General features: G+C 67.2%; 21 protein-coding genes and 1 pseudogene. 16 read left to right on the top strand and 6 right to left on the bottom strand.

Translation table 11 applies throughout. From position 1 onward, the window contains the following. Positions 1–442: hypothetical protein (locus VRZ77_RS07510; RefSeq protein ID WP_414592040.1), on the bottom strand; the 442-nt coding region annotated here is incomplete at its 3' end. A 239-nt stretch (positions 443–681) separates the two neighbouring features. Between VRZ77_RS07510 and VRZ77_RS07505 the strand changes: the two genes are divergently transcribed. After that, on the top strand, positions 682–2301 hold the full coding sequence (locus VRZ77_RS07505) for a beta-1,6-glucan synthase (RefSeq protein ID WP_414592039.1): 1620 nt from the start codon (positions 682–684) through the stop codon (positions 2299–2301). Here VRZ77_RS07505 and VRZ77_RS07500 read toward each other — a convergent pair. Continuing rightward, positions 2261–2665: a hypothetical protein gene (locus VRZ77_RS07500; protein ID WP_414592038.1), complete on the bottom strand. Its 405-nt coding sequence runs from the start codon at positions 2663–2665 to the stop codon at positions 2261–2263. The two genes, VRZ77_RS07505 and VRZ77_RS07500, sit on opposite strands and share 41 nt — an antisense overlap. 112 nt (positions 2666–2777) lie before the next feature. Here VRZ77_RS07500 and glmU point away from each other — a divergent pair, with 112 nt between their 5' ends. Continuing rightward, the gene (glmU, locus tag VRZ77_RS07495; protein WP_414592037.1) at positions 2778–4139 is read left to right on the top strand and encodes a bifunctional UDP-N-acetylglucosamine diphosphorylase/glucosamine-1-phosphate N-acetyltransferase GlmU; all 1362 of its coding nucleotides are present in this window, start codon (positions 2778–2780) and stop codon (positions 4137–4139) included. Between the two features lie 4 nt (positions 4140–4143). On the opposite strand, the gene VRZ77_RS07490 is transcribed toward glmU, so the two are convergent. Further along, on the bottom strand, positions 4144–4659 hold the full coding sequence (locus tag VRZ77_RS07490) for an N-acetyltransferase family protein (protein WP_414592036.1): 516 nt from the start codon (positions 4657–4659) through the stop codon (positions 4144–4146). Positions 4660–4781: 122 nt separating this feature from the next. Between VRZ77_RS07490 and glmS the strand changes: the two genes are divergently transcribed. Beyond that, positions 4782–6608: a glutamine--fructose-6-phosphate transaminase (isomerizing) gene (glmS, locus tag VRZ77_RS07485; protein ID WP_414592035.1), complete on the top strand. Its 1827-nt coding sequence runs from the start codon at positions 4782–4784 to the stop codon at positions 6606–6608. Between the two features lie 43 nt (positions 6609–6651). Here the strand turns inward: glmS and VRZ77_RS07480 are convergent. Then, positions 6652–6823: pseudogene (locus VRZ77_RS07480) on the bottom strand (NADPH-dependent 7-cyano-7-deazaguanine reductase QueF); the annotation flags it as partial. 233 nt (positions 6824–7056) lie between these two features. Between VRZ77_RS07480 and eno the strand changes: the two are divergent. From eno to VRZ77_RS07430, 10 genes are all read left to right on the top strand, one after another. After that, positions 7057–8340, top strand: coding sequence for a phosphopyruvate hydratase (gene eno / locus VRZ77_RS07475; protein ID WP_414592034.1), 1284 nt, complete (start codon positions 7057–7059; stop codon positions 8338–8340). A gap of 196 nt (positions 8341–8536) precedes the next feature. Then, entirely contained in the window at positions 8537–8872 is a 336-nt protein-coding gene (locus tag VRZ77_RS07470) for an FtsB family cell division protein (RefSeq protein ID WP_414592033.1), read from the top strand. A 247-nt stretch (positions 8873–9119) separates the two neighbouring features. Next, positions 9120–10181: a pyruvate dehydrogenase (acetyl-transferring) E1 component subunit alpha gene (gene pdhA, locus VRZ77_RS07465; RefSeq protein WP_414592032.1), complete on the top strand. Its 1062-nt coding sequence runs from the start codon at positions 9120–9122 to the stop codon at positions 10179–10181. A 28-nt stretch (positions 10182–10209) separates the two neighbouring features. After that, positions 10210–10524, top strand: coding sequence for a hypothetical protein (locus tag VRZ77_RS07460; RefSeq protein WP_414592031.1), 315 nt, complete (start codon positions 10210–10212; stop codon positions 10522–10524). A gap of 37 nt (positions 10525–10561) precedes the next feature. Beyond that, positions 10562–11977: a pyruvate dehydrogenase complex E1 component subunit beta gene (locus tag VRZ77_RS07455; protein WP_414592030.1), complete on the top strand. Its 1416-nt coding sequence runs from the start codon at positions 10562–10564 to the stop codon at positions 11975–11977. A gap of 12 nt (positions 11978–11989) precedes the next feature. Then, positions 11990–13360: a pyruvate dehydrogenase complex dihydrolipoamide acetyltransferase gene (locus VRZ77_RS07450; protein WP_414592029.1), complete on the top strand. Its 1371-nt coding sequence runs from the start codon at positions 11990–11992 to the stop codon at positions 13358–13360. 101 nt (positions 13361–13461) lie between these two features. Continuing rightward, complete coding sequence (gene lpdA / locus VRZ77_RS07445; protein ID WP_414592028.1) at positions 13462–14880, top strand: dihydrolipoyl dehydrogenase; 1419 nt, start codon at positions 13462–13464, stop codon at positions 14878–14880. Between the two features lie 32 nt (positions 14881–14912). Continuing rightward, positions 14913–15191 (top strand): GlsB/YeaQ/YmgE family stress response membrane protein, encoded by a 279-nt coding sequence (locus VRZ77_RS07440; RefSeq protein ID WP_414592027.1) that lies wholly within the window; start codon positions 14913–14915, stop codon positions 15189–15191. Positions 15192–15307: 116 nt separating this feature from the next. After that, positions 15308–16297, top strand: coding sequence for a lipoyl synthase (gene lipA, locus VRZ77_RS07435; RefSeq protein ID WP_414592026.1), 990 nt, complete (start codon positions 15308–15310; stop codon positions 16295–16297). A 3-nt stretch (positions 16298–16300) separates the two neighbouring features. Continuing rightward, a complete protein-coding gene (locus tag VRZ77_RS07430) occupies positions 16301–16777 on the top strand; it encodes a type II toxin-antitoxin system RatA family toxin (protein WP_414592025.1) in 477 nt (158 codons plus the stop codon). On the opposite strand, the gene VRZ77_RS07425 is transcribed toward VRZ77_RS07430, so the two are convergent. Together VRZ77_RS07425 and VRZ77_RS07420 are read right to left on the bottom strand one after the other, a co-directional pair. After that, complete coding sequence (locus VRZ77_RS07425; RefSeq protein ID WP_414592024.1) at positions 16741–17283, bottom strand: CinA family protein; 543 nt, start codon at positions 17281–17283, stop codon at positions 16741–16743. The genes VRZ77_RS07430 and VRZ77_RS07425 overlap by 37 nt on opposite strands. After that, on the bottom strand, positions 17280–18452 hold the full coding sequence (locus tag VRZ77_RS07420; RefSeq protein ID WP_414592023.1) for a bifunctional 2-C-methyl-D-erythritol 4-phosphate cytidylyltransferase/2-C-methyl-D-erythritol 2,4-cyclodiphosphate synthase: 1173 nt from the start codon (positions 18450–18452) through the stop codon (positions 17280–17282). Before VRZ77_RS07420 ends, VRZ77_RS07425 begins: the two co-directional genes overlap by 4 nt. Positions 18453–18654: 202 nt before the next feature. Between VRZ77_RS07420 and dusB the strand changes: the two genes are divergently transcribed. From dusB to ntrC, 3 genes are read left to right on the top strand one after another with little or no spacing between them, the layout of a single operon-like run. Next, a complete protein-coding gene (gene dusB, locus VRZ77_RS07415) occupies positions 18655–19683 on the top strand; it encodes a tRNA dihydrouridine synthase DusB (protein ID WP_414592044.1) in 1029 nt (342 codons plus the stop codon). Beyond that, complete coding sequence (locus VRZ77_RS07410) at positions 19680–20810, top strand: two-component system sensor histidine kinase NtrB (protein ID WP_414592022.1); 1131 nt, start codon at positions 19680–19682, stop codon at positions 20808–20810. The genes dusB and VRZ77_RS07410 overlap by 4 nt, the downstream gene beginning before the upstream one ends. Before the next feature lie 8 nt (positions 20811–20818). Further along, positions 20819–22264: a nitrogen regulation protein NR(I) gene (ntrC, locus tag VRZ77_RS07405; RefSeq protein ID WP_241618738.1), complete on the top strand. Its 1446-nt coding sequence runs from the start codon at positions 20819–20821 to the stop codon at positions 22262–22264. Positions 22265–22316 lie beyond the last annotated feature (52 nt).

Here is a 22316-nt window from a genome sequence, read left to right as displayed (position 1 = left end):
TGGGGGCGGGGGGCGGGGAATCCGGGTTGACCCAGCACATCTGCACCCGTTCGGACAGGCGCTCCTGCGCCTTGGCGTCGATGTTGCCCTGCCGCACGAGGCAGCGGAACGCGATCTTCAGGTGCTCGGTCGGGCAGCCGAAGCGCTCATAGAGTTCGAGGTGGCGGCGGGCGGTGTCGATGTCGTCGCGCCACAGCAGCATGGCGATGCGCCGCCCGCTCCACACGCATTCCGGCAGGCCGGCATTGCCCGGCAGCTTGGCGGCCTGGTTGAACTCCTCGATCGAGCGGCGCTGGGCCTCCTTAGCCTGCTCCTCCGGCGACTGCTCGGCCGGCTTCTGCTCACCATTATTGGTCTGGGCGAAGGCCGGGCCGGTGACGGCCGCCGTGAGGACGAAGCCGCCGAGCACAAGGGCGGATAAAAGACGTACGGAACACAGCATGATGGGGAACGTCACACGCAAGAGAGGGAGGCCAATAGCGCTTCACACTAGGTGAAGCCGCCGAATTTGTCAGCATGACGGCTGATATTGGCGGCATGATGAAGGCTTCGGCATTTCTTTGGGCCGCGCGAAAATCGGGTGCTTCCCCATCGGCGCTCCCTGAGGCTACAAAGCAGCGCTAGGAGGGCTGCCGGCATCGTGCCGCGCCGGCCGGCCGGTCCGATCTGGAGAGTTACCGCATGCGACTTCCCGTAGCGCTCGCCGCCGTTGTTTGCGCGGCGATCGTCGGTGTCTGGGCCTGGCTCGGACAGCCGGTGCCGGCCCCGGTCTCACCGCTCGCTGCCGGCGAGAAGCTGCCCTGCGTCTCCTATGCGCCGTTCCGGCCCGGGCAGTCGCCGTTCATGAAAGGGCTGGTGATCCCGCCCGAGCAGATCGACGACGATTTCGAGCGTCTCGCGAAGATCACGCAATGCGTGCGCACCTATTCCACCGAGATGGGCTTGCATGTGGTCCCGGAGCTGGCGCGTAAGCATGGGCTCACCGTGCTCCAGGGCATCTGGCTCGGCCGCAATCGGGACAATAACCGCATCGAGATCGATGCGGCGGTGAAGGCGGCGCAGCAGAACCCCGACGTGATCAAGGCGGTGATCGTCGGCAACGAGGTGCTGCTGCGCGGCGAATTGTCTCCTGTGGACATGGCGGCCTACATCAAGGAAGTGAAAAGCAAGGTCGGCGAGGTCCCGGTGACCTATGCCGATGTCTGGGAGTTCTGGGAGCGCAACCGCGACCTCGCCGGCTCGGTGGATTTCGTCACTGTCCACATCCTGCCGTTCTGGGAGGACCTGCCGGTGCCGGCCGAGGATTCGGTCGCCCATCTCGGCGAGATTCGCGAGCATGTCGGGCAGATCTTCGCCGGCAAGGACATATTGATCGGCGAGACCGGCTGGCCGAGCGAGGGGCGCATGCGGGAAGGCGCGCTGCCCTCGCCCTCCAATCAGGCCAACGTCATCCAGGAACTGCTGGCGCTGGCCAAGGCCAAGGGCTACCGGCTCAACGTGATCGAGGCGTTCGACCAGCCGTGGAAGCGCGCTTCCGAGGGCACGGTCGGCGGCCATTGGGGCTTCCTCGACGCCTATACCCGCGATTTCAAGTTCAGCTGGGGCGAGCCGGTCTCCGATCATCCGAACTGGCTGCAGCAGGCATTGGCCGGCATGGTGCTCGCCGGCGCGGTATTCGCCGTCGCCGGCCTCGCGCAGCGTCGCTCCGGCGCGCCGGCCCCGGCGACGCGGCACTGGCTGGCGGTGTCCGGCATTGCCTTCTTCGCCGGGCTGATGATCGGGCGGCTGCTGCACACGATTCCGGTCGAAAGCCTCGGCGTCGGCGGCTGGGTCCGCGGGATTTCGCTGCTGGTTCTGGCGCTTGCCGTGCCGCTGGCCGCGGCGGCGGCGATCGGCATGCGCACCCGGCTGGTGACGCTGGAAGTGGCGCTCAATCCCGCCCATGCCGGCCCGGCGCCGGGCATGGAGCGCGTGCTGTCCTGGCTGCTGGCGGCCTCGCTGGTGCTGGCCGCGCAGATCGGGCTCGGGCTGGTGTTCGACCCGCGCTACAAGGATTTCAACTTCGCCGGGCTGACGCCGATCATCACCGCCTTCGCGCTCTATGCGCTGGTGGCGCCGGCGCGGCGCGGGGCGGAGAGCCGGCACGCCGAGGTGATCGCGGCGGCATTGTTTCTGGCCAGCGGTCTCTACATCGCGATCAACGAGACCTTCGCGAACTGGCAGGCGCTGTGGACCGGCACGCTGCTGGTCGTCCTGGCCTTCACGCTCTGGCACCTCGCCAGGGCCGGGCGAACGAAATGACCAGCAGCCCGGCGGCCAGCGCTGAGAGGTTGTTGTTGTACATGACGAGGCCGATGCCGGTCGCCATCAGCGCGATGGTGAACATCGGCACCGAGGGGCGGATGAACTGAAGCGCAGCGGTGATGATCGCCGCGATGCCGAAGCTCGACCAGCCGAACATCTCGATCACGATCGCCCGCGTGTTGCAGGTCGCGGTATCCATGCCGACGCAGGCGAGACCGACGGCGGACTGTTCGATCAGCGCGTAGCGCATATAGATCGCCCAGCCGAGCGCGAAGGCGCCGAGCGCGATGACGATGTTGGCGGCGCGGGCGCCGGGCAGGAAGCTGGGTTTCGACACGGCGCCGTCCTCGATCTTGGTCATGCGCCCTGATGGATGACACGGCGTGCGCCCGCGATCAACGCCGCGACGCGGCTTCCGGCTCCCGCCACGCTGCGCTAAACAGCACCGCTGTCACTGCCGGAGAGAAATATCCATGTCGACCCCCGCGCGCAGCCTGCTCGTCATCGTCCTCGCCGCCGGAGAAGGTACGCGCATGGCGTCCTCCCTGCCCAAGGTTCTGCATGCCATCGCCGGGCGCTCCATGCTCGCCCATGTGCTGGAGGCGGCGAAGGGCGCAAATGCGGCCTCGGTCGCGGTGGTGATCGGCCCGGACCATGACCGCGTGGCCGCCGAGGCCTCCCGCGTGCTGCCGGGCGCCCACGTGTTCGTGCAGGGCGAGCGCCGCGGCACCGCCCATGCCGTGCTCGCGGCACGCGAGGCGCTGGCGCGGGGCTATGACGATGTGGTGGTGATGTATGGCGACACCCCGCTCGTGAGCGCCGACACCATCGCCACGCTTCGCGCCCCCCTCGCGAGCGGCGCGGCGGTGGCGGTGCTCGGCTTCCGGGCGGTTGACCCCACCGGCTATGGCCGCCTCGTCACGCGCGACGGCGCTCTGCTCGCCATTCGCGAGGACAAGGACGCCAGCACGGAAGAGAAGCGCATCGACTTCTGCAATGCCGGGCTCATGGCATTCGATGGCCGCGCGGCGCTTTCCCTGCTGGAGAGCATCGGCGACGCCAATGCCAACAAGGAGTTCTATCTCACCGACGCCGTGGAGCTTGCCCGCGCCGTCGGCCGCGAGGCGGTGGCGTGCGAGGTCACGGCCGAAGAGGTGGCGGGCGTCAACAACCGCGCCCAGCTTGCGCAGGCCGAGGCGGTGATCCAGCAGCGGTTGCGCGCCCGCGCTATGGCCGCCGGCGCGACGCTGGTCGCGCCGGAGACGGTGTTCTTCTGCGCCGACACAAAGCTCGGCCGCGACGTGCTGGTCGAGCCGAACGTGGTGTTTGGCCCCGGCGTCACCGTCGGCGACGAGGTGGTGATCCACGCCTTCTCGCATCTGGAAGGCGCGAGCCTCGCCAGGGGCGTCTCCATCGGCCCCTATGCCCGGCTACGCCCCGGCGCGACGCTGGGCGAGGGGGTGCGCATCGGCAATTTCGTGGAGATCAAGGCCGCCGAGCTCGGGGCGGGGGTGAAGATCAACCACCTGTCCTATGTCGGCGATTCCAGCGTGGGGGAGGGCACCAATATCGGCGCCGGCTCCATCACCTGCAATTATGACGGCTACGGCAAGCACCGCACCACCATCGGCGCCAATGTCTTCATCGGCACCAATACGCTCATGGTCGCGCCCGTGAGCATCGGCGACGGCGCCTATGTCGGCACCGGCTCGGTCATCACCGAGGACGTGCCGGCCGATGCGCTCGCGGTGGCCCGCGCGCGGCAGGTCAACAAGCCGGGCTGGGCGACGCGTTTGCGCGAGCGCTTTACCGCCCGCAAGGCGCAGAAGGGCTGAGCGGTCAGCCGAGATCGTGCCGCTTGAAAATGCGATCCACCAGTTGGCCGGAGCGCAGCGGCACCGCCGGCAGGGTACGGTAGGTCACAAATCCCATCCGACTGTAATAGGCGAGCCCGCCTTCATTGTCGGCGCGGATCGCGGCGTTGATCGCGGTAAGGCCGAGGGCCTGCGCCGTCGCCCGGGTCGCCGCGAACAGCGCGCGCCCGAGCCCGGCCTGCCGGAGGCCGCGCCGGGTGAAGGTGGCTATATCGCCCCAGCCCTCGGGCAGATCGGGATGGCGCGCGAGGGTCTGGAAGCCGAGCGGGGCGTCGTCCTCGATCCCCGTCGCGACATGGCAGGCCAGCACGCCCGCGCCATCGACGAACATCCGCGCGACCTCCTGCGTGTCCATCTCGATTTCCAGCGCGGTCGTGCCGCCGGCGCGGATGATCTCGTTAAGCAGGTCCGTCAGCACCGGCACGTCGCCGGGCCAAGCCGTGCGCACCCGGAAGCGGGTAGGGGCGGGGGGCAGGTTCATATGGCGAACGTCTTCCCGTTTGCTGCGATACGAAACGACATGAGACTTGATTTCGGCATTCCGGTCACCGCCGGTTAAACCCTGCGGTGCAATATTCGTGCGGTTCGGAGAACGGATCACCCATGTGTGGCATCATCGGTATCGTAGGTACGGCGCCCGTCGCCGATCGTCTGGTCGATTCGCTCAGGCGCCTCGAATATCGAGGCTATGATTCCGCCGGTATTGCGACGCTGGAACATGGCCGGCTGGAGCGCCGCCGCGCACAGGGCAAGCTGCGCAACCTCGAAACCGTGCTGCGCGAGGCACCGCTGACCGGCACCATCGGCATCGGCCACACCCGCTGGGCGACTCATGGCAAGCCGAGCGTCGCCAACGCCCATCCCCATGCCACCACGCAGGTTTCCGTGGTGCATAACGGCATCATCGAGAATTTCCGCGAGCTGCGCGACGAATTGCGCGGCGACGGCGCCAATTTCGAGAGCGAGACCGACACTGAGGTCGTCGCTCATCTGGTGACCCGCGAGATGCGCGGCGGGCGCAGCCCGGTCGATGCGGTGGCGGCCGCGCTGCCGCGCCTTCAGGGCGCCTTCGCGCTCGCCTTCCTGTTCGATGGCGAGGAGAACCTGATCATCGGCGCCCGCAAGGGCTCGCCGCTCGCGGTGGGCTATGGTCGGGGCGAGATGTATCTCGGCTCGGACGCCATCGCGCTCGCGCCCTTCACCGACACAATCTGCTATCTCGACGACGGCGACTGGGCGGTGCTGACGCGCAACGGCGTGGACATCCGCAACGCCGCCAACGACATCGTCGCGCGCCCGATCCAGAAGACGGCCGCCTCCAGCTTCCTGGTGGAGAAGGGCAATTACCGCCACTTCATGGCCAAGGAGATGCATGAGCAGCCCGAGGTCGTTGCCCACACGCTCGCCCATTATCTCGACATGGCGAACGAGACGGTGCGCCTGCCCGACGACCTGCCGTTCGACTTTGCGGCTCTCGACCGCATTTCCATCGCCGCCTGCGGCACCGCCTATTATGCCGGGCTGATCGCCAAATACTGGTTCGAGCGCTTCGCCCGCCTGCCGGTCGAGATCGACGTCGCCTCCGAGTTCCGCTACCGCGAGGCGCCGCTGCCGGCCAATGGGCTCGCCATCCTCATCTCGCAGTCCGGCGAGACAGCGGATACGCTGGCGAGCCTGCGCTATGCCAAGGAGCACGGCCAGCACATCATGGCGGTGGTCAATGTGCCGACCTCCACCATCGCCCGCGAGGCGGACGTGGTGATGCCGACGCTCGCGGGCCCGGAGATCGGCGTCGCCTCCACCAAGGCCTTCACCTGCCAGCTCGCGACGCTGGCCTCGGTCGCGGTGGCGGCCGGCCGCGCGCGCGGCGTGCTGTCGGCGGAGGAGGAGCGGGCCATCGTCCACGCGCTGGTCGAGGTGCCGCGCCTGATGAACGAGGCGCTCAAGCTCGGCCACGACATCGAGACGCTGGCGCGCGCCTTCGCCAAGACCCAGGACGTGCTCTATCTCGGGCGCGGCACCGCCTTCCCGCTGGCGATGGAAGGCGCGCTGAAGCTCAAGGAAATCAGTTACATCCACGCCGAAGGTTACGCGGCGGGCGAGCTGAAGCACGGGCCGATCGCGCTGATTGACGAGAAGATGCCGGTGGTGGTGATCGCCCCGCATGACGCGGTGTTCGAGAAAACCATGTCGAACATGCAGGAGGTTGCCGCGCGGGGCGGACGCATCGTGCTGCTTACCGACGCCGAGGGCGCGGCCAGGGCCGGCATCGAGACCGAGGCGACGCTGGTGCTGCCGGAAACCCACCCGGCCGTGGCGCCGCTGGTCTATGCGCTGCCGATCCAGCTGCTCGCCTATCATACGGCGGTGCTGATGGGCACCGATGTCGACCAGCCCCGCAATCTCGCGAAGTCCGTGACGGTGGAATGAGGGCTCCGCGCCCTCACCCCCGCGCGCGATAGGGCGGCACAGGCTAGTCCGGTAGCGTGATATCGGCCGGCGGGGGCGCCGCTTTGCCAGAACACGTCGATCGGAATCCGGCCGCGCGGGTACCCGTAGCCGCCGATGCGTAGCAAATGCGGCGCCAGCAGATCGTGCAGCCGCCGGCCGACCGCGACCGTGCAGTCCTCATGGAACGCGCCGTGGATTGCGGAAGCTCGCCACCTAGCGCGTGTCGGCCTGCGGTCGAGCGCCGCGAGATCGGTCGAGGCCAGCCATTGCGTGGCGCGGCCCAGTTGCAGCGTTTCGATGGTGATCGGGGCAAGCCGCGCGCGGCACGGCGTGCCGTTATTCGTGGCACCTCTTTCGCATGTCACAGCGGTCGAGTAGAAGCGCTGGGAACGTGATGGTCCCGCGATCGGGAAATTTGGGGAAACGCATGACCGCTATCGTCGATATCATTGGGCGCGAAATCCTGGACAGCCGCGGCAACCCGACCGTCGAGGTCGACGTCGTGCTCGAAGACGGCTCCCGTGGCCGCGCCGCCGTCCCTTCAGGTGCGTCCACCGGCGCCCATGAGGCGGTCGAACTGCGCGACGGCGACAAGGGGCGCTATCTCGGCAAGGGCGTCGAGAAGGCGGTCGACGCCGTCAACGGCGAGATCTTCGATGCGATCGGCGGTATGGATGCCGAGGATCAGCCGGCTATCGACCAGATCCTGATCGAGCTGGACGGCACCCCGAACAAGTCGCGCCTCGGCGCCAATGCCATTCTCGGCGTCTCGCTGGCGCTGGCCAAGGCCGCCGCGAGCGCCCGCGACCTGCCGCTCTACCGCTATGTCGGCGGCGTGAATGCGCGCGTGCTGCCCGTGCCGATGATGAACATCATCAATGGCGGCGCCCATGCCGACAACCCGATCGACTTCCAGGAATTCATGATCATGCCGGTCGGCGCCCCCACCTTCGCGGAAGGGCTGCGCACCGGCGCGGAGATCTTCCACACGCTGAAGAAGGCGCTGAAGGATGCCGGCCACAACACCAATGTCGGCGACGAGGGCGGCTTCGCCCCGAACCTGCCGTCGGCGGACGCCGCGCTGGCCTTCGTGGTGAAGGCGATCGAGACCGCCGGCTACAAGCCGGGCGAAGACGTCTATATCGGCCTCGACTGCGCCTCGACCGAGTTCTTCAAGAACGGCAAGTATGACTATGAGGGCGAAGGTGTCGTGCGCGATATCGAGGCCCAGGTGAAGTACCTGGCCGACCTCGTGGCGCGCTACCCGATCGTCACCGTCGAGGACGGCATGGGCGAGGATGACTGGGAGGGCTGGAAGCTGCTCACCGACACCATCGGCTCCAAGTGCCAGCTGGTCGGCGACGACCTGTTCGTCACCAACGTCACGCGGCTGGAAGCCGGCATCAAGCAGGGCGTGGCCAATTCGATTCTGGTCAAGGTCAACCAGATCGGTTCGCTCACCGAGACGCTGAACGCGGTCGAGATGGCCCACAAGGCCGGCTACACCGCCGTGATGTCGCATCGCTCGGGCGAGACCGAGGATTCGACCATTGCCGACCTCGCGGTCGCCACCAATTGCGGGCAGATCAAGACCGGCTCGCTGGCCCGCTCCGACCGCACCGCCAAGTACAACCAGCTGCTGCGCATCGAGCAGGAACTCGGCCCCCAGGCGATCTACGCCGGCCGCTCCGCGCTGAAGGCGCTGGCCTGAGCTTTTGTGTCCGCGACCCCGGATGTCGTTCCGGGGTCCGGTAAGAACTGAATCAAGGAAATGGCCGGGTCATGCCCGGCCATTTTGATTCCGGCCGAAGGCGCCCTTTTCGCCGGTGGATCACTGAAATGAAATGAGCCGTCATTACGCTTACGGTTAACGCCCTCTCAACCGGCGCGCGCTACGCTCCGGTCTCATGATTATTCGCACGCGCTGGCGCTCCATTTTCCAAACCATCACGCTCCATCTCGGAGCCGCGGCTCTGATCGGCTATTTCGCCTTTCAGGGCTATAATGGCCAGTACGGCCTGCTCGCCCGCCGGGGCTTTGAGCAGCAGATCGCCGAGCTGACGCAGGAGCGCGACGAGCTGCGCTCCCGTCGCGAGGCCATCGAGTCCCGCGTCCGGCTGCTGTCGCCCGACCGGATCGACGCCGACCTCCTCGACGAGGAAGCCCGCTCGCTGCTCAACCTCGTCCACCCCAAGGACCTTGTGCTGCTGCGTCCGGTGTCGGGGGAAACGCGTACTCCATGAAAGCTGCGTGACCGTCTTCAATGGTATTTTTTATACGCAAATGACGTTGCGGAGAGGAAATTCAAGAATCGCATGAACTTAACCTAATTCAAGTTCATATTTGTTATTAACCTAATTCCAGTTCAAATGCCGAAACCATTGCGTCTGCAACATGTTGTGCGTTGCAGCATTGCGTTTCGGGCGTAGCGCCGTGCGGTAAGTTGCGATATTAAGCTCACCCAATTCGATAACGAGCTGGGGATGCGCCATGGTTGCTGCCGCGAAGAAATCCGTTGCCGGCAAGACTGCACCTAAGACCGCGGCTCCGAGGAGCGCGGCGCGTCGTAGCGAAAAAGTCGCTTCCGTCCTCGACTTCACCAAGGAGCAGGACCTCGACGCCTACAAGATGATGCTCGAGATTCGCCGCTTCGAGGAAAAGGCCGGCCAGCTTTACGGCATGGGCCTGATCGGCGGCTTCTGCCACCTCTACATCGGCCAGGAAGCCGTCGTCGTCGGCATGCAGATGGCGCTCAAGCCGGGTGATCAGGTCATCACCGGCTATCGCGACCACGGCCACATGCTGGCCACCGGCATGGACCCCAAGGGCGTCATGGCCGAGCTCACCGGCCGTCGCGGCGGTTATTCCAAGGGCAAGGGCGGCTCGATGCACATGTTCAGCATCGAGAAGGGCTTCTTCGGCGGCCACGGCATCGTCGGCGCCCAGGTCTCGCTCGGTACCGGCCTCGCCTTCGCCAATCACTACCGCGACAACGGCAATGTGACCCTGGCCTATTTCGGGGATGGCGCCGCCAATCAGGGCCAGGTCTATGAGAGCTTCAACATGGCGGAGCTCTGGAAGCTGCCGGTGGTCTACATCATCGAGAACAACAAATACGCGATGGGCACCGCGGTGAACCGCGCCTCCGCCCAGACCGACTTCTCCCGCCGGGGCGCCTCGTTCAACATTCCCGGCGAGCAGGTCGACGGCATGGATGTACGCGCGGTCAAAGCGGCCGGCGAGCGCGCCGTCGCCTTCGCCCGCTCCGGCAAGGGCCCCTACATCCTTGAGATGCTGACCTACCGCTATCGCGGCCATTCCATGTCCGATCCGGCCAAGTACCGCTCGAAGGAAGAGGTGCAGAAGATGCGCACCGAGCACGATCCGATCGAGCAGGTGCGTGCCCGCCTTCTGGAGAAGAAGTGGGCCAGCGAGGAAGACCTCAAGGGGATCGACGCCGGCATTCGCGACACCATGAACGCGGCCGCCGATTTCGCCACCAACGACCCGGAGCCCGACGTCTCCGAGCTCTACACCGACGTGCTTCGCTGATCGCCGCGCCAGCACCGGGGTCGCATTGATGCTCGCCAACCTGTTCTGGGTCCTCCTGGTCGCCTCGGTTTCGGCCGCTGCGGTCATCTGGGTCCTGTCGATCCGGCTGGCCTACGGCATCGCCTCGGTGACGCGCGCCGGCGGCGGTTCCTCCGCCGTCAGCCTCGTCCTCGCGGTGGCATGGCCGTTCGGCATGCGCCACGTCTCCGGGGCGCCCACCGACAAGGCGACCAGCCTCAACAAGATGCTGGTCGCGCTCTTCGCCGCCATCCTCGTCGCCATCGCCTCGATGGCTGTCTACAGCAATCTGACGTTGGTGCTTCCGGCACAGACGCATCAGTGACGCGCGATCTCGACGCGACCTTTTGGGGAACGCCGCCATGCCGACCGAAATTCTCATGCCGGCCCTGTCTCCCACCATGGAGAAGGGCAATCTGGCCAAGTGGCTTAAAAAAGAAGGCGATACGGTGAAGTCCGGCGATGTGATCGCCGAGATCGAAACCGACAAGGCCACGATGGAGGTCGAGGCGATCGACGAGGGCACGCTCGGCAAGATCCTGGTGCCCGAAGGCACCCAGGACGTCGCGGTGAACACCCCGATCGCGGTCATCCTGGCCGATGGCGAGGATGCGAGCGCGGTCAGCGCTCCCTCGCCCAAGGCCGCCGAATCTGCTCCCCCGGTCGAGGCCGCGCCGCTTGAGCCGTCGCCGGTCACCGCTTCCGCCCCGGCCGTTCCCGCCACGGTCAATTCGGCCGTCGCCAATCCGCCCCAGCCGGCGGCGGTGCCGGAGCCGGACGTGCCTGAAGGCACCGAGTTCGTCACGATCACCATGCGCGAGGCGCTGCGCGACGCCATGGCCGAAGAAATGCGCCGCGACGGCGACGTCTTCGTCATGGGCGAGGAAGTCGCCGAATATCAGGGCGCCTACAAGATCACTCAGGGCCTGCTTCAGGAATTCGGCCCCAAGCGCGTGATCGACACCCCGATCACCGAGCACGGTTTCGCCGGCGTCGGCGTCGGCGCGGCGATGGCGGGCCTGAAGCCGATCATCGAGTTCATGACCTTCAACTTCGCCATGCAGGCGATCGACCAGATCATCAACTCGGCGGCCAAGACGCTCTACATGTCGGGCGGCCAAATCCAGTCCTCCATCGTGTTCCGCGGCCCGAACGGCGCGGCGGCGCGCGTGGCGGCCCAGCACAGCCAGGACTACACCGCCTGGTACTCGCACATTCCTGGCCTCAAGGTCGTCGCGCCCTATACGGCGGCCGACGCCAAGGGCCTGCTCAAGGCGGCGATCCGCGATCCCAACCCCGTGATCTTCCTTGAGAACGAGATTCTCTACGGCCACTCCGGCCCGGTGCCCAAGCTCGACGATTTCGTCGTGCCGCTCGGCAAGGCCCGCATCGCGCGCGCCGGCAAGGACGTCACGCTTGTGGCGTGGTCCATCGGGATGAATTACGCGCTGAAGGCGGCGGAAGAGCTGGCAAAGCTCGGCATTGATGCCGAGGTGATCGACCTGCGCACCATCCGCCCGATGGACACCGACACCATCATCGCCTCGGTGCAGAAGACCGGGCGCCTGGTGACGGTGGAAGAGGGGTGGGGCCAGTCCGGCGTCGGCGCGGAAATCGCCGCTCGGGTGATGGAGCGCGCCTTCGACTATCTCGATGCCCCGGTGCTGCGGGTGTTCGGCAAGGACGTGCCGATGCCCTACGCCGCCAATCTCGAAAAGCTCGCGCTTCCCTCCGTGCAGGATGTCATCGACGCCGCGCGGGCGGTCACCTATCGCTGATCGGAGAGCGTCATGCCCATCGAGATCCTCATGCCGGCCCTGTCTCCGACCATGGAGAAGGGCAATCTCGCCAAATGGCTCAAGAAGGAAGGCGACAAGGTCGCCCCCGGCGACGTCATCGCTGAAATCGAGACCGACAAGGCCACGATGGAAGTCGAGGCGATCGACGAGGGCACGCTCGCCAAGATCCTGGTGCCGGAAGGCTCGCAGGACGTGCCGGTGAACCAGCTCATCGCCGTGCTCGCCACGGAGGGCGAGGATGTGAAGGCTGTTGCCGCCGGCGGAGCCGCGCCTGCCGCGAAGGCGGCTCCGGCTGCTGAAGCTCCCAAGGCAGAGGCCCCCAAGGCACCCGAGCCCGCTCCCGCACCGGCCGCAACTCCTTCCCCCGCGGCAGCTCCCGCTCCCGCTGCGGCGCATGCGTCCTCCGGCTCCCGCGTCTTCGCGTCCCCTCTGGCGCGTCGTCTGGCCAAGGAGAAGGGCGTCGATCTCTCATCGGTGAAGGGCTCCGGCCCGCATGGCCGCGTGGTCGCCGCCGACATCGCCTCCGCGACCCCCGGCGCGGCCAAGCCCGCCGCGGCTCCGGCAGCGGCTGCCGCCGCACCCGCCTCCGCTCCGGCTCCGGCGGCTCCCTCGGCCAGTGCGGTGCTCGAACAGGCCAAGGCCTATTACGAGCCCGGCACCTATGAGGAAATCCCGCTCGACGGCATGCGCCGCGTCATCGCCCAGCGCATGACCGAGGCGCGGCAGACGGTGCCGACCTTCTACCTCACCGTCGACTGCGACATGGACGAGCTGCTCAAGCTGCGCGAGACGCTCAACAAGTCCGCCCCCGAGAAGGACGGCAAGCCGGCCTACAAGCTCTCGGTGAACGACTTCGTCATCAAGGCCTACGCGCTCGCCTTCCAGCAGGTGCCGGATGCCAACATGGTGTGGGGCGGCGACCGCTACCTCAAGCTGAAGCATTCCGACATCGGCGTCGCGGTCGCGATCGACGGCGGCAAGGGCCTGCTGACCCCGATCATCCGCAAGGCCGAGACCAAGACGCTCTCCGCGATTTCGAACGAGACCCGCGAACTCGCCACCCGCGCCCGCAACAAGAAGCTGGCGCCGAACGAGTACCAGGGCGGCTCCTCGGCGATCTCCAATCTCGGCATGTTCGGGATGAAGCACTTCACCGCCATCATCAACCCGCCGCACGCCACCATCCTCGCGGTCGGCGCCAGCGAGCAGCGCGCCGTGGTGAAGAAGGGCGAACTGGCGGTCGCCACCGTGATGACGGTGACGATCTCTTGCGACCACCGGGTGATGGACGGCGCCATGGGCGCCATGCTGCTCGATGCCTTCAAGAAGATCATCGAAAAGCCGATGAGCATGCTGGTCTGATCCAGTCGCCATGGCCGGGGCAGCGCCCCGGCCATCCTCGTCTTTCGGAAGGCGCGCCGGGCCGGGTCCCGGTTTGAGCCCGGCATGACGGAACAATTCAGATGGCCGCAACCTCCTACGACATCCTCATCATCGGCTCCGGCCCCGGCGGCTATGTCGCCGCCATCCGCGCCGCTCAGCTCGGCCTCAAGGTCGGCGTGGTCGAGCGGCAATATGTCGGCGGCATCTGCCCGAACTGGGGCTGCATCCCCGCCAAGGCGCTGCTGCGCTCGGCGGAGATCTATCACTACATTGAGCACGCCAAGGATTACGGCCTCGTCGCCGAGAAGTTCGGCGTCGACATTGCCGGCGTGGTGAAGCGCTCGCGCGGCATCGCGGCCCAGATGAGCAACGGCGTCGGCTTCCTGCTCAAGAAGAACAAGGTGGAGATGATCTGGGGCCAGGCGACCATCACGGCGCCGGGCAAGGTCTCCGTCACCGCAACCGACGGCGCGCCGAAGGGCGCTCTCGGCGCGGGCGAGTACACCGCCAAGAACATCATCATCGCCACCGGCGCCCGCCCGCGCGCGCTGCCGGGCATCGAGCCCGACAAGAAGCTGGTCTGGACCTATTTCGAAGCGCTGGCGCCGGCGGCGGTGCCGAAGTCGCTGCTGATCATGGGCTCGGGCGCCATCGGCGTCGAATTCGCCTCCTTCTACAAGGCGATGGGATCGGACGTGACCATTGTCGAGCTGCTGCCGCAGATTCTGCCCGTCGAGGACGAGGAGATTGCCGAGCACGCGAAGAAGCGCTTCGAGAAGCAGGGCATCAAGATCCTCACCGGCGCCAAGGTGTCGAAGGTGGTCAAGGGCGCGGACAATGTGACCGCCACCGTCGAGACCGCCGACGGCAAGGTCCAGACCCTCACCGCGGACCGGCTGATTTCGGCGGTCGGCGTGGTCGGCAACATCGAGAATCTCGGCCTTGAGAAGCTCGGCGTGAAGACCGATCGCGGCTGCGTGGTGATCGACGGCCTGTGCCGCACCAATGTGCCCGGCATCTACGCCATCGGCGACGTCGCCGGTCCTCCCATGCTGGCGCACAAGGCCGAGCATGAGGGCGTGATCTGCGTCGAGGGCATCGCCGGCAAGCATGCCCACCCGATGGACAAGCTGATGATCCCCGGCTGCACCTATTGCATGCCGCAGGTCGCCTCCGTTGGCCTCACCGAGAAGAAGGCCAAGGAAGCCGGCTACGAGATCAAGGTCGGCCGCTTCCCCTTCATCGGCAATGGCAAGGCCGTGGCGCTGGGTGAATCGGAAGGTCTGGTCAAGACCATCTTCGACGCCAAGACCGGACAGCTTCTGGGCGCCCATCTGGTCGGCGCGGAAGTCACCGAGCTGATCCAGGGCTTCGTGCTGGCGATGAATCTGGAAACCACGGAAGAAGAGCTGATCAACGCGGTCTTCCCGCACCCGACGGTTTCTGAGACCATGCATGAGAGCGTGCTTGCCGCCTATGGGCGCGCGATCCACATGTGAGGCAGCCCGTTCGCGGGCAGGGGATCTGAGTCATGGACGGTGAAGTCTATTCCGCGCTGAACCAACCGGGTGTCGGCTGGTTCACCATGATCATCATCGGCCTGCTCGCCGGCTGGATCGCCGAGCGGGTGACGGACAGCGATCACGGGCTGTTCGCCAATCTGCTGTTCGGCCTGATCGGCGCCTTTGTCGGCGGCAAGCTGGCCGAATTCGCCGAAATCCCGGTCTTCGGCTTCTTCCGCACCCTGATCGCGGCCGTGGTCGGCGCGATCATCGTGCTGTTCCTCTGGCGCAAGCTGCGCGCTCGGTGACGCTTCGCGGCGAGGCGTGCGTCGCGGTCGGGTCTCCTGCCCGTAAAGGCGGGGTTTCCTGCACGTCACGCAACGACTAAGTGTGGAAGCTACCGCGAACGGGCATCGGGCACTCTATGGTCACCGTCGTCAACACCCTGAACCGCCAGCTTGAAAAGCCGCGTCACCCGGAAAAGGTGAAGCACGCCGAGACGCCGGTGCTCAAGAAGCCGGACTGGATCCGCGTCCGCGCCCCCGGCACGCCCGGCTGGCAGGAGACGGCGGACATCGTGCGCGCCAATGGCCTCGTCACGGTGTGCGAGGAGGCGAGCTGCCCGAATATCGGCGAGTGCTGGCAGAAGAAGCACGCCACCTTCATGATCATGGGTGACACCTGCACCCGTGCCTGCGCCTTCTGCAACGTCCGCACCGGCATGCCCGGCGCGCTCGACCAGGACGAGCCGCAGAAGGTGGCCGATGCCGTCGCCCGGCTGGGGCTGGAGCATGTGGTGGTGACCTCGGTCGACCGCGACGACCTCGACGATGGCGGCGCCGAGCATTTCGCCCGCACCATCCGTGCCATCCGTGCGGTGAGCCCGAAGACCACGATCGAAATCCTCACCCCGGATTTCCTGCGCAAGGACGGCGCGCTGGAGGTGGTGGTCGAGGCGCGGCCCGACGTGTTCAACCACAATCTGGAATGCGTACCCTCGCTCTACCTCAAGGTCCGCCCCGGCGCGCGCTACTTCCATTCGCTGCGGCTGCTGCAGCGGGTGAAGGAGCTCGATCCGTCGATCTTCACCAAGTCCGGCATCATGGTCGGCCTGGGCGAGGTGCGCAACGAAGTGCTTCAGCTCATGGACGACCTGCGCTCGGCGGATATCGATTTCATGACCATCGGCCAGTATCTCCAGCCGACCCGCAAGCATCATCCGGTGATGAGCTTCGTGACGCCGGACGAGTTCAAGTCCTACGAGACCATCGCCTATACCAAGGGCTTCCTCATGGTGTCGTCGAGCCCGCTGACGCGTTCCTCGCACCATGCCGGCGAGGATTTCGCCCGGCTGCGCGCCGCGCGTGAGGCGAAGCTGGGCGGCGGCGTCTCGCCCGCGCTGGCCCCCGTCTGAGCCATGCCCTCGTTCCGCAGCAAGCGGCAGGTCCGGCACTCGGCGGCCGACATGTTCGACCTTGTGGCCGATGTCGAGCGCTATCCGCTCTTCGTGCCGCTATGCGAAAGCCTGCGCGTGCGCCGGCGCGTGGCGAGCGGGGAGGGGATCGACATCCTCGTCGCCGATATGACCGTGGCCTACAAGGTGTTCCGTGAGAGCTTCACCAGCCGCGTGACGCTGGACCGCCCGCGCCTCACCATCGTGGTCGAATATCTCGACGGCCCGTTCAGCCGGCTTGAGAACCGCTGGAACTTCAAGCCGGTGTCCGAGCGCGCCTGCGAGGTCGAGTTCTTCATCGACTATGATTTCCGCTCGCGCACCCTCGGCCTGCTGATGGGCGCGATGTTCGACGCCGCCTTCCGCCGCTTCGCCGACGCGTTCGAGAAGCGGGCGGACGAGGTTTACGGCGTCGACGGCGCCGCACTTCCCGGCGCCTGATCGCCCGCCAGTTCCGCCAGCATGGCGAGCGCGGTCAGCACCGAGAGCTGGCGCACGCCGGCGCGATCCTCGCCCGCGAACACCTCCCGACGCACGAGGGTGCGTCCGCCGGCCCGCGCGGCAGCGAAATGCACGAGGCCAACGGGCTTTTCCGCCGTGCCGCCGCCGGGTCCCGCAATGCCGGTGACCGCGACGCCAAGCGACGTGCCGCTGGCCTTGAGCAGCCCCGCCACCATCTCCCGCGCCGTCTCCTCGCTCACCGCGCCATGGGCGGCGAGCGTTTCGGCGGAGACGCCGAGCACCTGCTGCTTGGCGGTGTTTGAATAGGTAACGAAGGCGCGGTCCACCACGGCGGACGAGCCGGCGATCTCGGTCAGCGCCCCGCTCACCAGCCCGCCGGTGCAGGATTCGGCCGTCGAGACCGTGAGCCCCGCCGCGCGGCACAGGTCCAGCACGCGCATGGCTTCGAGGATGATCGCGTCCTGCCGGGTGGCACCCCCGCTCATTCGTCGTCCCTCCAGGGCAGGCGCACCGTCGCCGCGGCCATGCAGGCGATCCCCTCGCGCCGCCCGGCAAAGCCAAGCTTCTCGCTGGTCGTCGCCTTCACCCCGACGCGGGACACCGTGACGCCGGCAATCCGGGCGATCGACTCGCGCATCGCCTCGCGGTGCGGGCCGACCTTGGGCGCCTCGCAGATGATGGTGGCGTCGAGATGGGCGATGCGCCCGCCTTGCGCGCGCACCCGCTCCACTGCATGGGCGAGGAAGCGGTCGGAGGAGGCGCCCTTCCATTGCGGATCAGAGGGCGGGAAATGATGGCCGATATCGCCATCGCCGATGGTGCCGAGCAGCGCGTCGGTCAGGGCGTGCAGCACGACGTCGGCGTCGGAATGCCCGGTGAGACCGAAATCATGGGGAATGGCGATGCCGCCCAGCATCACGTGGTCGCCCGGCGCGAAGGCGTGGACATCGAAGCCGGTGGCGGTGCGCACATCGGCGAGTTCGGCGAGCAGCTTGTTTTCGGCGGTCACGAAATCCTCGGGCAGGGTGAGCTTGGTGTTGGCGGGATCGCCCGGAAACAGCGCGACCCGGTGCCCGGCGGCCTCGGCGACGGCGGCGTCGTCGGTCAGGTCGCCCTTGGTCGCCAGCTTGCGATGTGCGGCGAGGATGAGATCGTAGCGGAAGCCCTGCGGTGTTTGCACGCTGCGCAGGCCGTTCCGATCCGGCCCGGTGCCGACATAGCCGTGCTCGGGCACAGACTTGATGGTGTCGACCAGCACCAGCCCCGGCACGGCGGCGCCGTAGCGGGCGGCGGCGGCGATGCCGTCGGCGATCAGGCGCGGGGCGACGAAGGGGCGGGCGGCGTCGTGGATCAGCACCAGCTCCGGCGGGTCGGCGGCCAGCGCCTCCAGTCCGGCGCGCACCGAGGCCTGCCGCGTCGCGCCCCCGGCCACCGGCGGCAAGATGCCGGGCAGTCCCGCCACCGCCTGCTCATAGAGCGCGGCGTGGTCGGGATGCACCACGATCTGGACATGACGGATGCCGGGCTGGCCGATGAAGCGGGTGAGCGTCCGGCGCAGCACGCTATGGCCGCCGAGGTCCCGGAACTGCTTGGGCAGGCCCTCGCCCGCCCTTTGGCCGCTGCCTGCCGCGACCACGATCACGTCCGTCCGCATCGCAGTGGCGTATCCTGTACCCTTTGATTGCCGCTTCAGCAGGGAAGCCTTGCTCCCCCGATCCGTTTAGCGCAAAACCGGAGCATAAATGCAAAAGTTTTGACATATCGCATTCAGAAGGCTTGATGGCGAGCGCGGCGTGGCTATTGTATAGGCAGTGCCAGTCCGGCTCATTAAATGTGCATCGAGTGATCACGGCTTGATCCCTATTGCTGCGGCGAACGTCAATCTGAAAATCGGGACGCTCTCGGTGCCCAATGGCGTCGCCCTGGCGCCGATGGCGGGCATTACCGATGCACCGTTCCGACGCATGGCGCTGCGTTACGGCGCCGGTCTTGTCGTGTCGGAAATGGTCGCCTCCGAGGCGCTGGCCGCCGGCCATGTCGAAACCGTGCTGCGCGCGGAAGGCGAGGGCGTGGCGCTCCACGCCGTCCAGCTCGCCGGCAACGAGCCCGCCTCCATGGGCCGCGCCGCCGCCATGGCTGAACAGGCCGGTGCCGGCCTCATCGACATCAACATGGGCTGCCCCGCCAAGCGCGTGACCACCGGCCTCGCCGGCTCGGCGCTGCTGCGCGACCTTAACCTCGCCACCGCCATCATCGAATCGGTGGTTGGCGCGGTAAGCGTGCCGGTGACGCTGAAGACCCGGCTCGGCTGGGACGAGGCCGCGCTGGTTGCCCCCGAGCTGGCGCGCCGGGCCGAATCGATCGGCGTCGCGCTGGTCACCATTCATGGCCGCACACGCTGCCAGTTCTACACCGGCCGCGCCGACTGGCCGGCGATCCGCGCCATCAAGCAGGCGGTGTCGATCCCCGTGCTCGCGAACGGCGATCTGGTCGCGGCTGAGGACGCACCCGCCATGCTCGCGGCCTCCGGCGCCGACGGCGTGATGATCGGGCGCGGCGCGCAGGGCCGGCCGTGGTTCCCCGGCCAGGTCGCCGCGCATCTCGCGACCGGCGTCACCCCGCCCGATCCCGGCCTCGACGAGCAGCGCGACGTGCTGCTGGAGCTCTACGATGGCTGGCTGTCGCATTACGGGCTGGAACTCGGCCGCCGTCAGGCGCGCAAGCATATCGGCTGGGCGCTGGAAGCGGCGGCGGCGAGCGCCGGCCGCGGTGAAGACGCCGCCAAGCTCTGGCGCAAGCGCCTGCTGACCCTCGACGAGCCCGCCGCCGTGCGTTCCGGCATCCATGACGCCTTCGACGATTTCTCCTGGAGTGCCGCGGCATGAAATCCGCCAAACCCGAACGTCCTGCCGGCCTGCCGAGCGGCGCGACCTCGGAAGCCATCGTCAATGCGCTGCCGCACCCCGTGTTCACGGTGGATGGCGACGACAAGCTGGTCGGCGCCAATGTCGCGGCGGAGGCATTCTTCGAGGCGAGCCTTGCCGTTCTGGTGCGCCACCGGCTGCAGGAATTCGTGCCCTTCGGCTCGCCGCTGCTGTCGCTGGTCGATCAGGTGCGCACCCGCGGCTCGGCGGTGAACGAGTATCGCGTCGACCTCGGCACCCCGCGCAATGGCGGCGAGCGCATCGTGGACATCCATGTCGCGCCGCTGAACGAGGCGGAAGGCCATGTGGTGATCATGCTCCAGGAGCGCACCATCGCCGACAAGATGGATCGCCAGCTCACCCATCGCGGCGCGGCGCGCTCGGTCACGGCGCTGGCCTCCATGCTGGCGCACGAGATCAAGAACCCGCTCTCCGGCATTCGCGGCGCCGCCCAGCTTCTTGAGCTGAACGCCAGCGACGACGACCGCTCGCTGACCCGTCTCATCACCGACGAGGCCGACCGCATCGTCAAGCTGGTCGACCGCATGGAGGTGTTCTCCGACGAGCGGCCGATCGAGCGCGAGCCGGTGAACATCCATGCCGTGCTGGAGCATGTGCGCACGCTGGCCTCTTCCGGCTTCGCCCGCCACATCCGCTTCATCGAGGAATACGACCCCTCGCTGCCGCCGGTGCTCGCCAATCGCGACCAGCTCGTGCAGGTGTTCCTCAATCTGGTGAAGAACGCTGCCGAGGCGATCGGCGACTCGACGGACGGCGAGATCCAACTCACCACCGCCTTCCGTCCCGGCGTCCGGCTGATGGTGCCGGGCGGGCCGGCGCGTGTGAGCCTGCCGCTGGAATTCTGCGTGCGCGACAACGGGCCGGGCGTGCCCGACGACCTGATGCCGCATCTGTTCGACCCGTTCGTGACCACCAAGCCGACCGGAACCGGCCTCGGTCTCGCGCTGGTCGCCAAGATCGTCAACGACCATGGCGGCATCATCGAGTGCGAAAGCCAGCCGCGCCGCACCACGTTCCGTGTCCTCATGCCCATGTATCGCGGTGGCCGCGCTACCGAGAAGAGTTGAGAGCGCCTATGCCGACGGGAAGCATCCTTGTAGCCGATGATGACGCCGCCATCCGCACGGTGCTCAATCAGGCATTGTCGCGCGCGGGATATGAAGTGCGCTCCTGCGGCAATGCCGCCACGCTGTGGCGCTGGGTCAGCCAGGGCGACGGCGACCTCGTGATCACCGATGTGGTGATGCCCGACGAGAACGCCTTCGACCTGCTGCCGCGCATCAAGAAGGTGCGCCCCGACCTGCCGGTCATCGTGATGAGCGCGCAGAACACCTTCATGACCGCGATCCGCGCCTCCGAGCGCGGCGCCTATGAATATCTGCCCAAGCCCTTCGACCTGAAGGAGCTGATCGCCATCGTCGGCCGCGCGCTGTCCGAGCCGAAGAAGCCGGAAGCGGCCCTGCGCTCCGGCGGCGACGAGACCGACAACATCCCGCTGGTCGGCCGCTCGCCGGCGATGCAGGACATCTACCGCGTCCTCGCCCGGCTGATGCAGACCGACCTCACCGTGATGATCGCGGGCGAAAGCGGCACTGGCAAGGAGCTGGTGGCGCGCGCGCTCCACGATTACGGCAAGCGCCGCAACGGGCCGTTCGTCGCCATCAACATGGCGGCGATCCCGCGCGACCTGATCGAATCCGAGCTGTTCGGCCATGAGAAGGGCGCGTTCACCGGCGCCAATGCCCGTTCCGCCGGCCGCTTCGAGCAGGCCGAGGGCGGCACGCTGTTCCTCGACGAGATCGGCGACATGCCGATGGAGGCGCAGACAAGGCTGCTGCGCGTGCTCCAGCAGGGCGAATACACCACGGTTGGCGGGCGCACCGCGATCAAGACCGATGTGCGCATCGTTGCCGCCACCAACAAGGACCTGCGGATCCTCATCCAGCAGGGCCTGTTCCGCGAGGACCTGTTCTTCCGCCTCAACGTCGTGCCGCTGCGCCTGCCGCCGCTGCGCGAGCGTGCCGAGGACGTGCCGGACCTTGCCCGCCATTTCTTCCTCCAGGCCGAGCGCGAGGGCCTGCCGCGCAAGCAGATCGACGCCGCCGCGCTCGACCGGCTCAAGCGCTACCGCTGGCCGGGCAATGTGCGCGAGCTGGAGAACCTGATCCGCCGCCTCGCCGCGCTCTACCCGCAGGAGATCATCACCGCCTCGATCATCGAGGCGGAGCTGGCGACGCCGATCGCCAATTCCTCGCCCGAGGAGGGCGGGCAGGACGAGACGCTGTCCTCCTCGGTCGAGCGGCACATGAACACCTATTTCGGCGAGTTCGGCGACAATCTGCCCCCGCCCGGCCTCTATCACCGCATCCTCAAGGATGTGGAATATCCGCTGCTCTCGGCCGCGCTGGCGGCGACGCGTGGCAACCAGATCAAGGCGGCCGAACTGCTCGGCCTCAACCGCAACACGCTCCGCAAGAAGATCAGGGACCTCGACATCCAGATAATCCGCACGAGCCGATGACGGGACCGCGCTTCCGGTGAATAAAGTCGGGCATGCGCGGTTTCTGTCACAT

The organism is Ancylobacter sp. G4_0304, from assembly GCF_047501495.1.
GTDB lineage: Bacteria > Pseudomonadota > Alphaproteobacteria > Rhizobiales > Xanthobacteraceae > Ancylobacter.
The sequence above is the reverse complement of the archived record's forward strand: the minus strand, read 5'-3'. Positions and strand labels throughout refer to the sequence as shown.

Bases quoted from the DNA above. Each gene is read 5' to 3' on its own strand.
- VRZ77_RS07440 (WP_414592027.1), top strand. From the start codon at position 14,913: ATGGACGGTGAAGTCTATTCCGCGCTGAACCAACCGGGTGTCGGCTGG.
- glmS (WP_414592035.1), top strand. From the start codon at position 4,782: ATGTGTGGCATCATCGGTATCGTAGGTACGGCGCCCGTCGCCGATCGT.
- eno (WP_414592034.1), top strand. From the start codon at position 7,057: ATGACCGCTATCGTCGATATCATTGGGCGCGAAATCCTGGACAGCCGC.
- VRZ77_RS07420 (WP_414592023.1), bottom strand. From the start codon at position 18,452: ATGCGGACGGACGTGATCGTGGTCGCGGCAGGCAGCGGCCAAAGGGCG.
- VRZ77_RS07505 (WP_414592039.1), top strand. From the start codon at position 682: ATGCGACTTCCCGTAGCGCTCGCCGCCGTTGTTTGCGCGGCGATCGTC.
- VRZ77_RS07455 (WP_414592030.1), top strand. From the start codon at position 10,562: ATGCCGACCGAAATTCTCATGCCGGCCCTGTCTCCCACCATGGAGAAG.
- ntrC (WP_241618738.1), top strand. From the start codon at position 20,819: ATGCCGACGGGAAGCATCCTTGTAGCCGATGATGACGCCGCCATCCGC.
- VRZ77_RS07425 (WP_414592024.1), bottom strand. From the start codon at position 17,283: ATGAGCGGGGGTGCCACCCGGCAGGACGCGATCATCCTCGAAGCCATG.
- VRZ77_RS07410 (WP_414592022.1), top strand. From the start codon at position 19,680: ATGAAATCCGCCAAACCCGAACGTCCTGCCGGCCTGCCGAGCGGCGCG.
- VRZ77_RS07470 (WP_414592033.1), top strand. From the start codon at position 8,537: ATGATTATTCGCACGCGCTGGCGCTCCATTTTCCAAACCATCACGCTC.
- glmU (WP_414592037.1), top strand. From the start codon at position 2,778: ATGTCGACCCCCGCGCGCAGCCTGCTCGTCATCGTCCTCGCCGCCGGA.
- VRZ77_RS07500 (WP_414592038.1), bottom strand. From the start codon at position 2,665: ATGACCAAGATCGAGGACGGCGCCGTGTCGAAACCCAGCTTCCTGCCC.
- lipA (WP_414592026.1), top strand. From the start codon at position 15,308: ATGGTCACCGTCGTCAACACCCTGAACCGCCAGCTTGAAAAGCCGCGT.
- VRZ77_RS07490 (WP_414592036.1), bottom strand. From the start codon at position 4,659: ATGAACCTGCCCCCCGCCCCTACCCGCTTCCGGGTGCGCACGGCTTGG.
- VRZ77_RS07430 (WP_414592025.1), top strand. From the start codon at position 16,301: ATGCCCTCGTTCCGCAGCAAGCGGCAGGTCCGGCACTCGGCGGCCGAC.
- VRZ77_RS07450 (WP_414592029.1), top strand. From the start codon at position 11,990: ATGCCCATCGAGATCCTCATGCCGGCCCTGTCTCCGACCATGGAGAAG.
- lpdA (WP_414592028.1), top strand. From the start codon at position 13,462: ATGGCCGCAACCTCCTACGACATCCTCATCATCGGCTCCGGCCCCGGC.
- pdhA (WP_414592032.1), top strand. From the start codon at position 9,120: ATGGTTGCTGCCGCGAAGAAATCCGTTGCCGGCAAGACTGCACCTAAG.
- VRZ77_RS07460 (WP_414592031.1), top strand. From the start codon at position 10,210: ATGCTCGCCAACCTGTTCTGGGTCCTCCTGGTCGCCTCGGTTTCGGCC.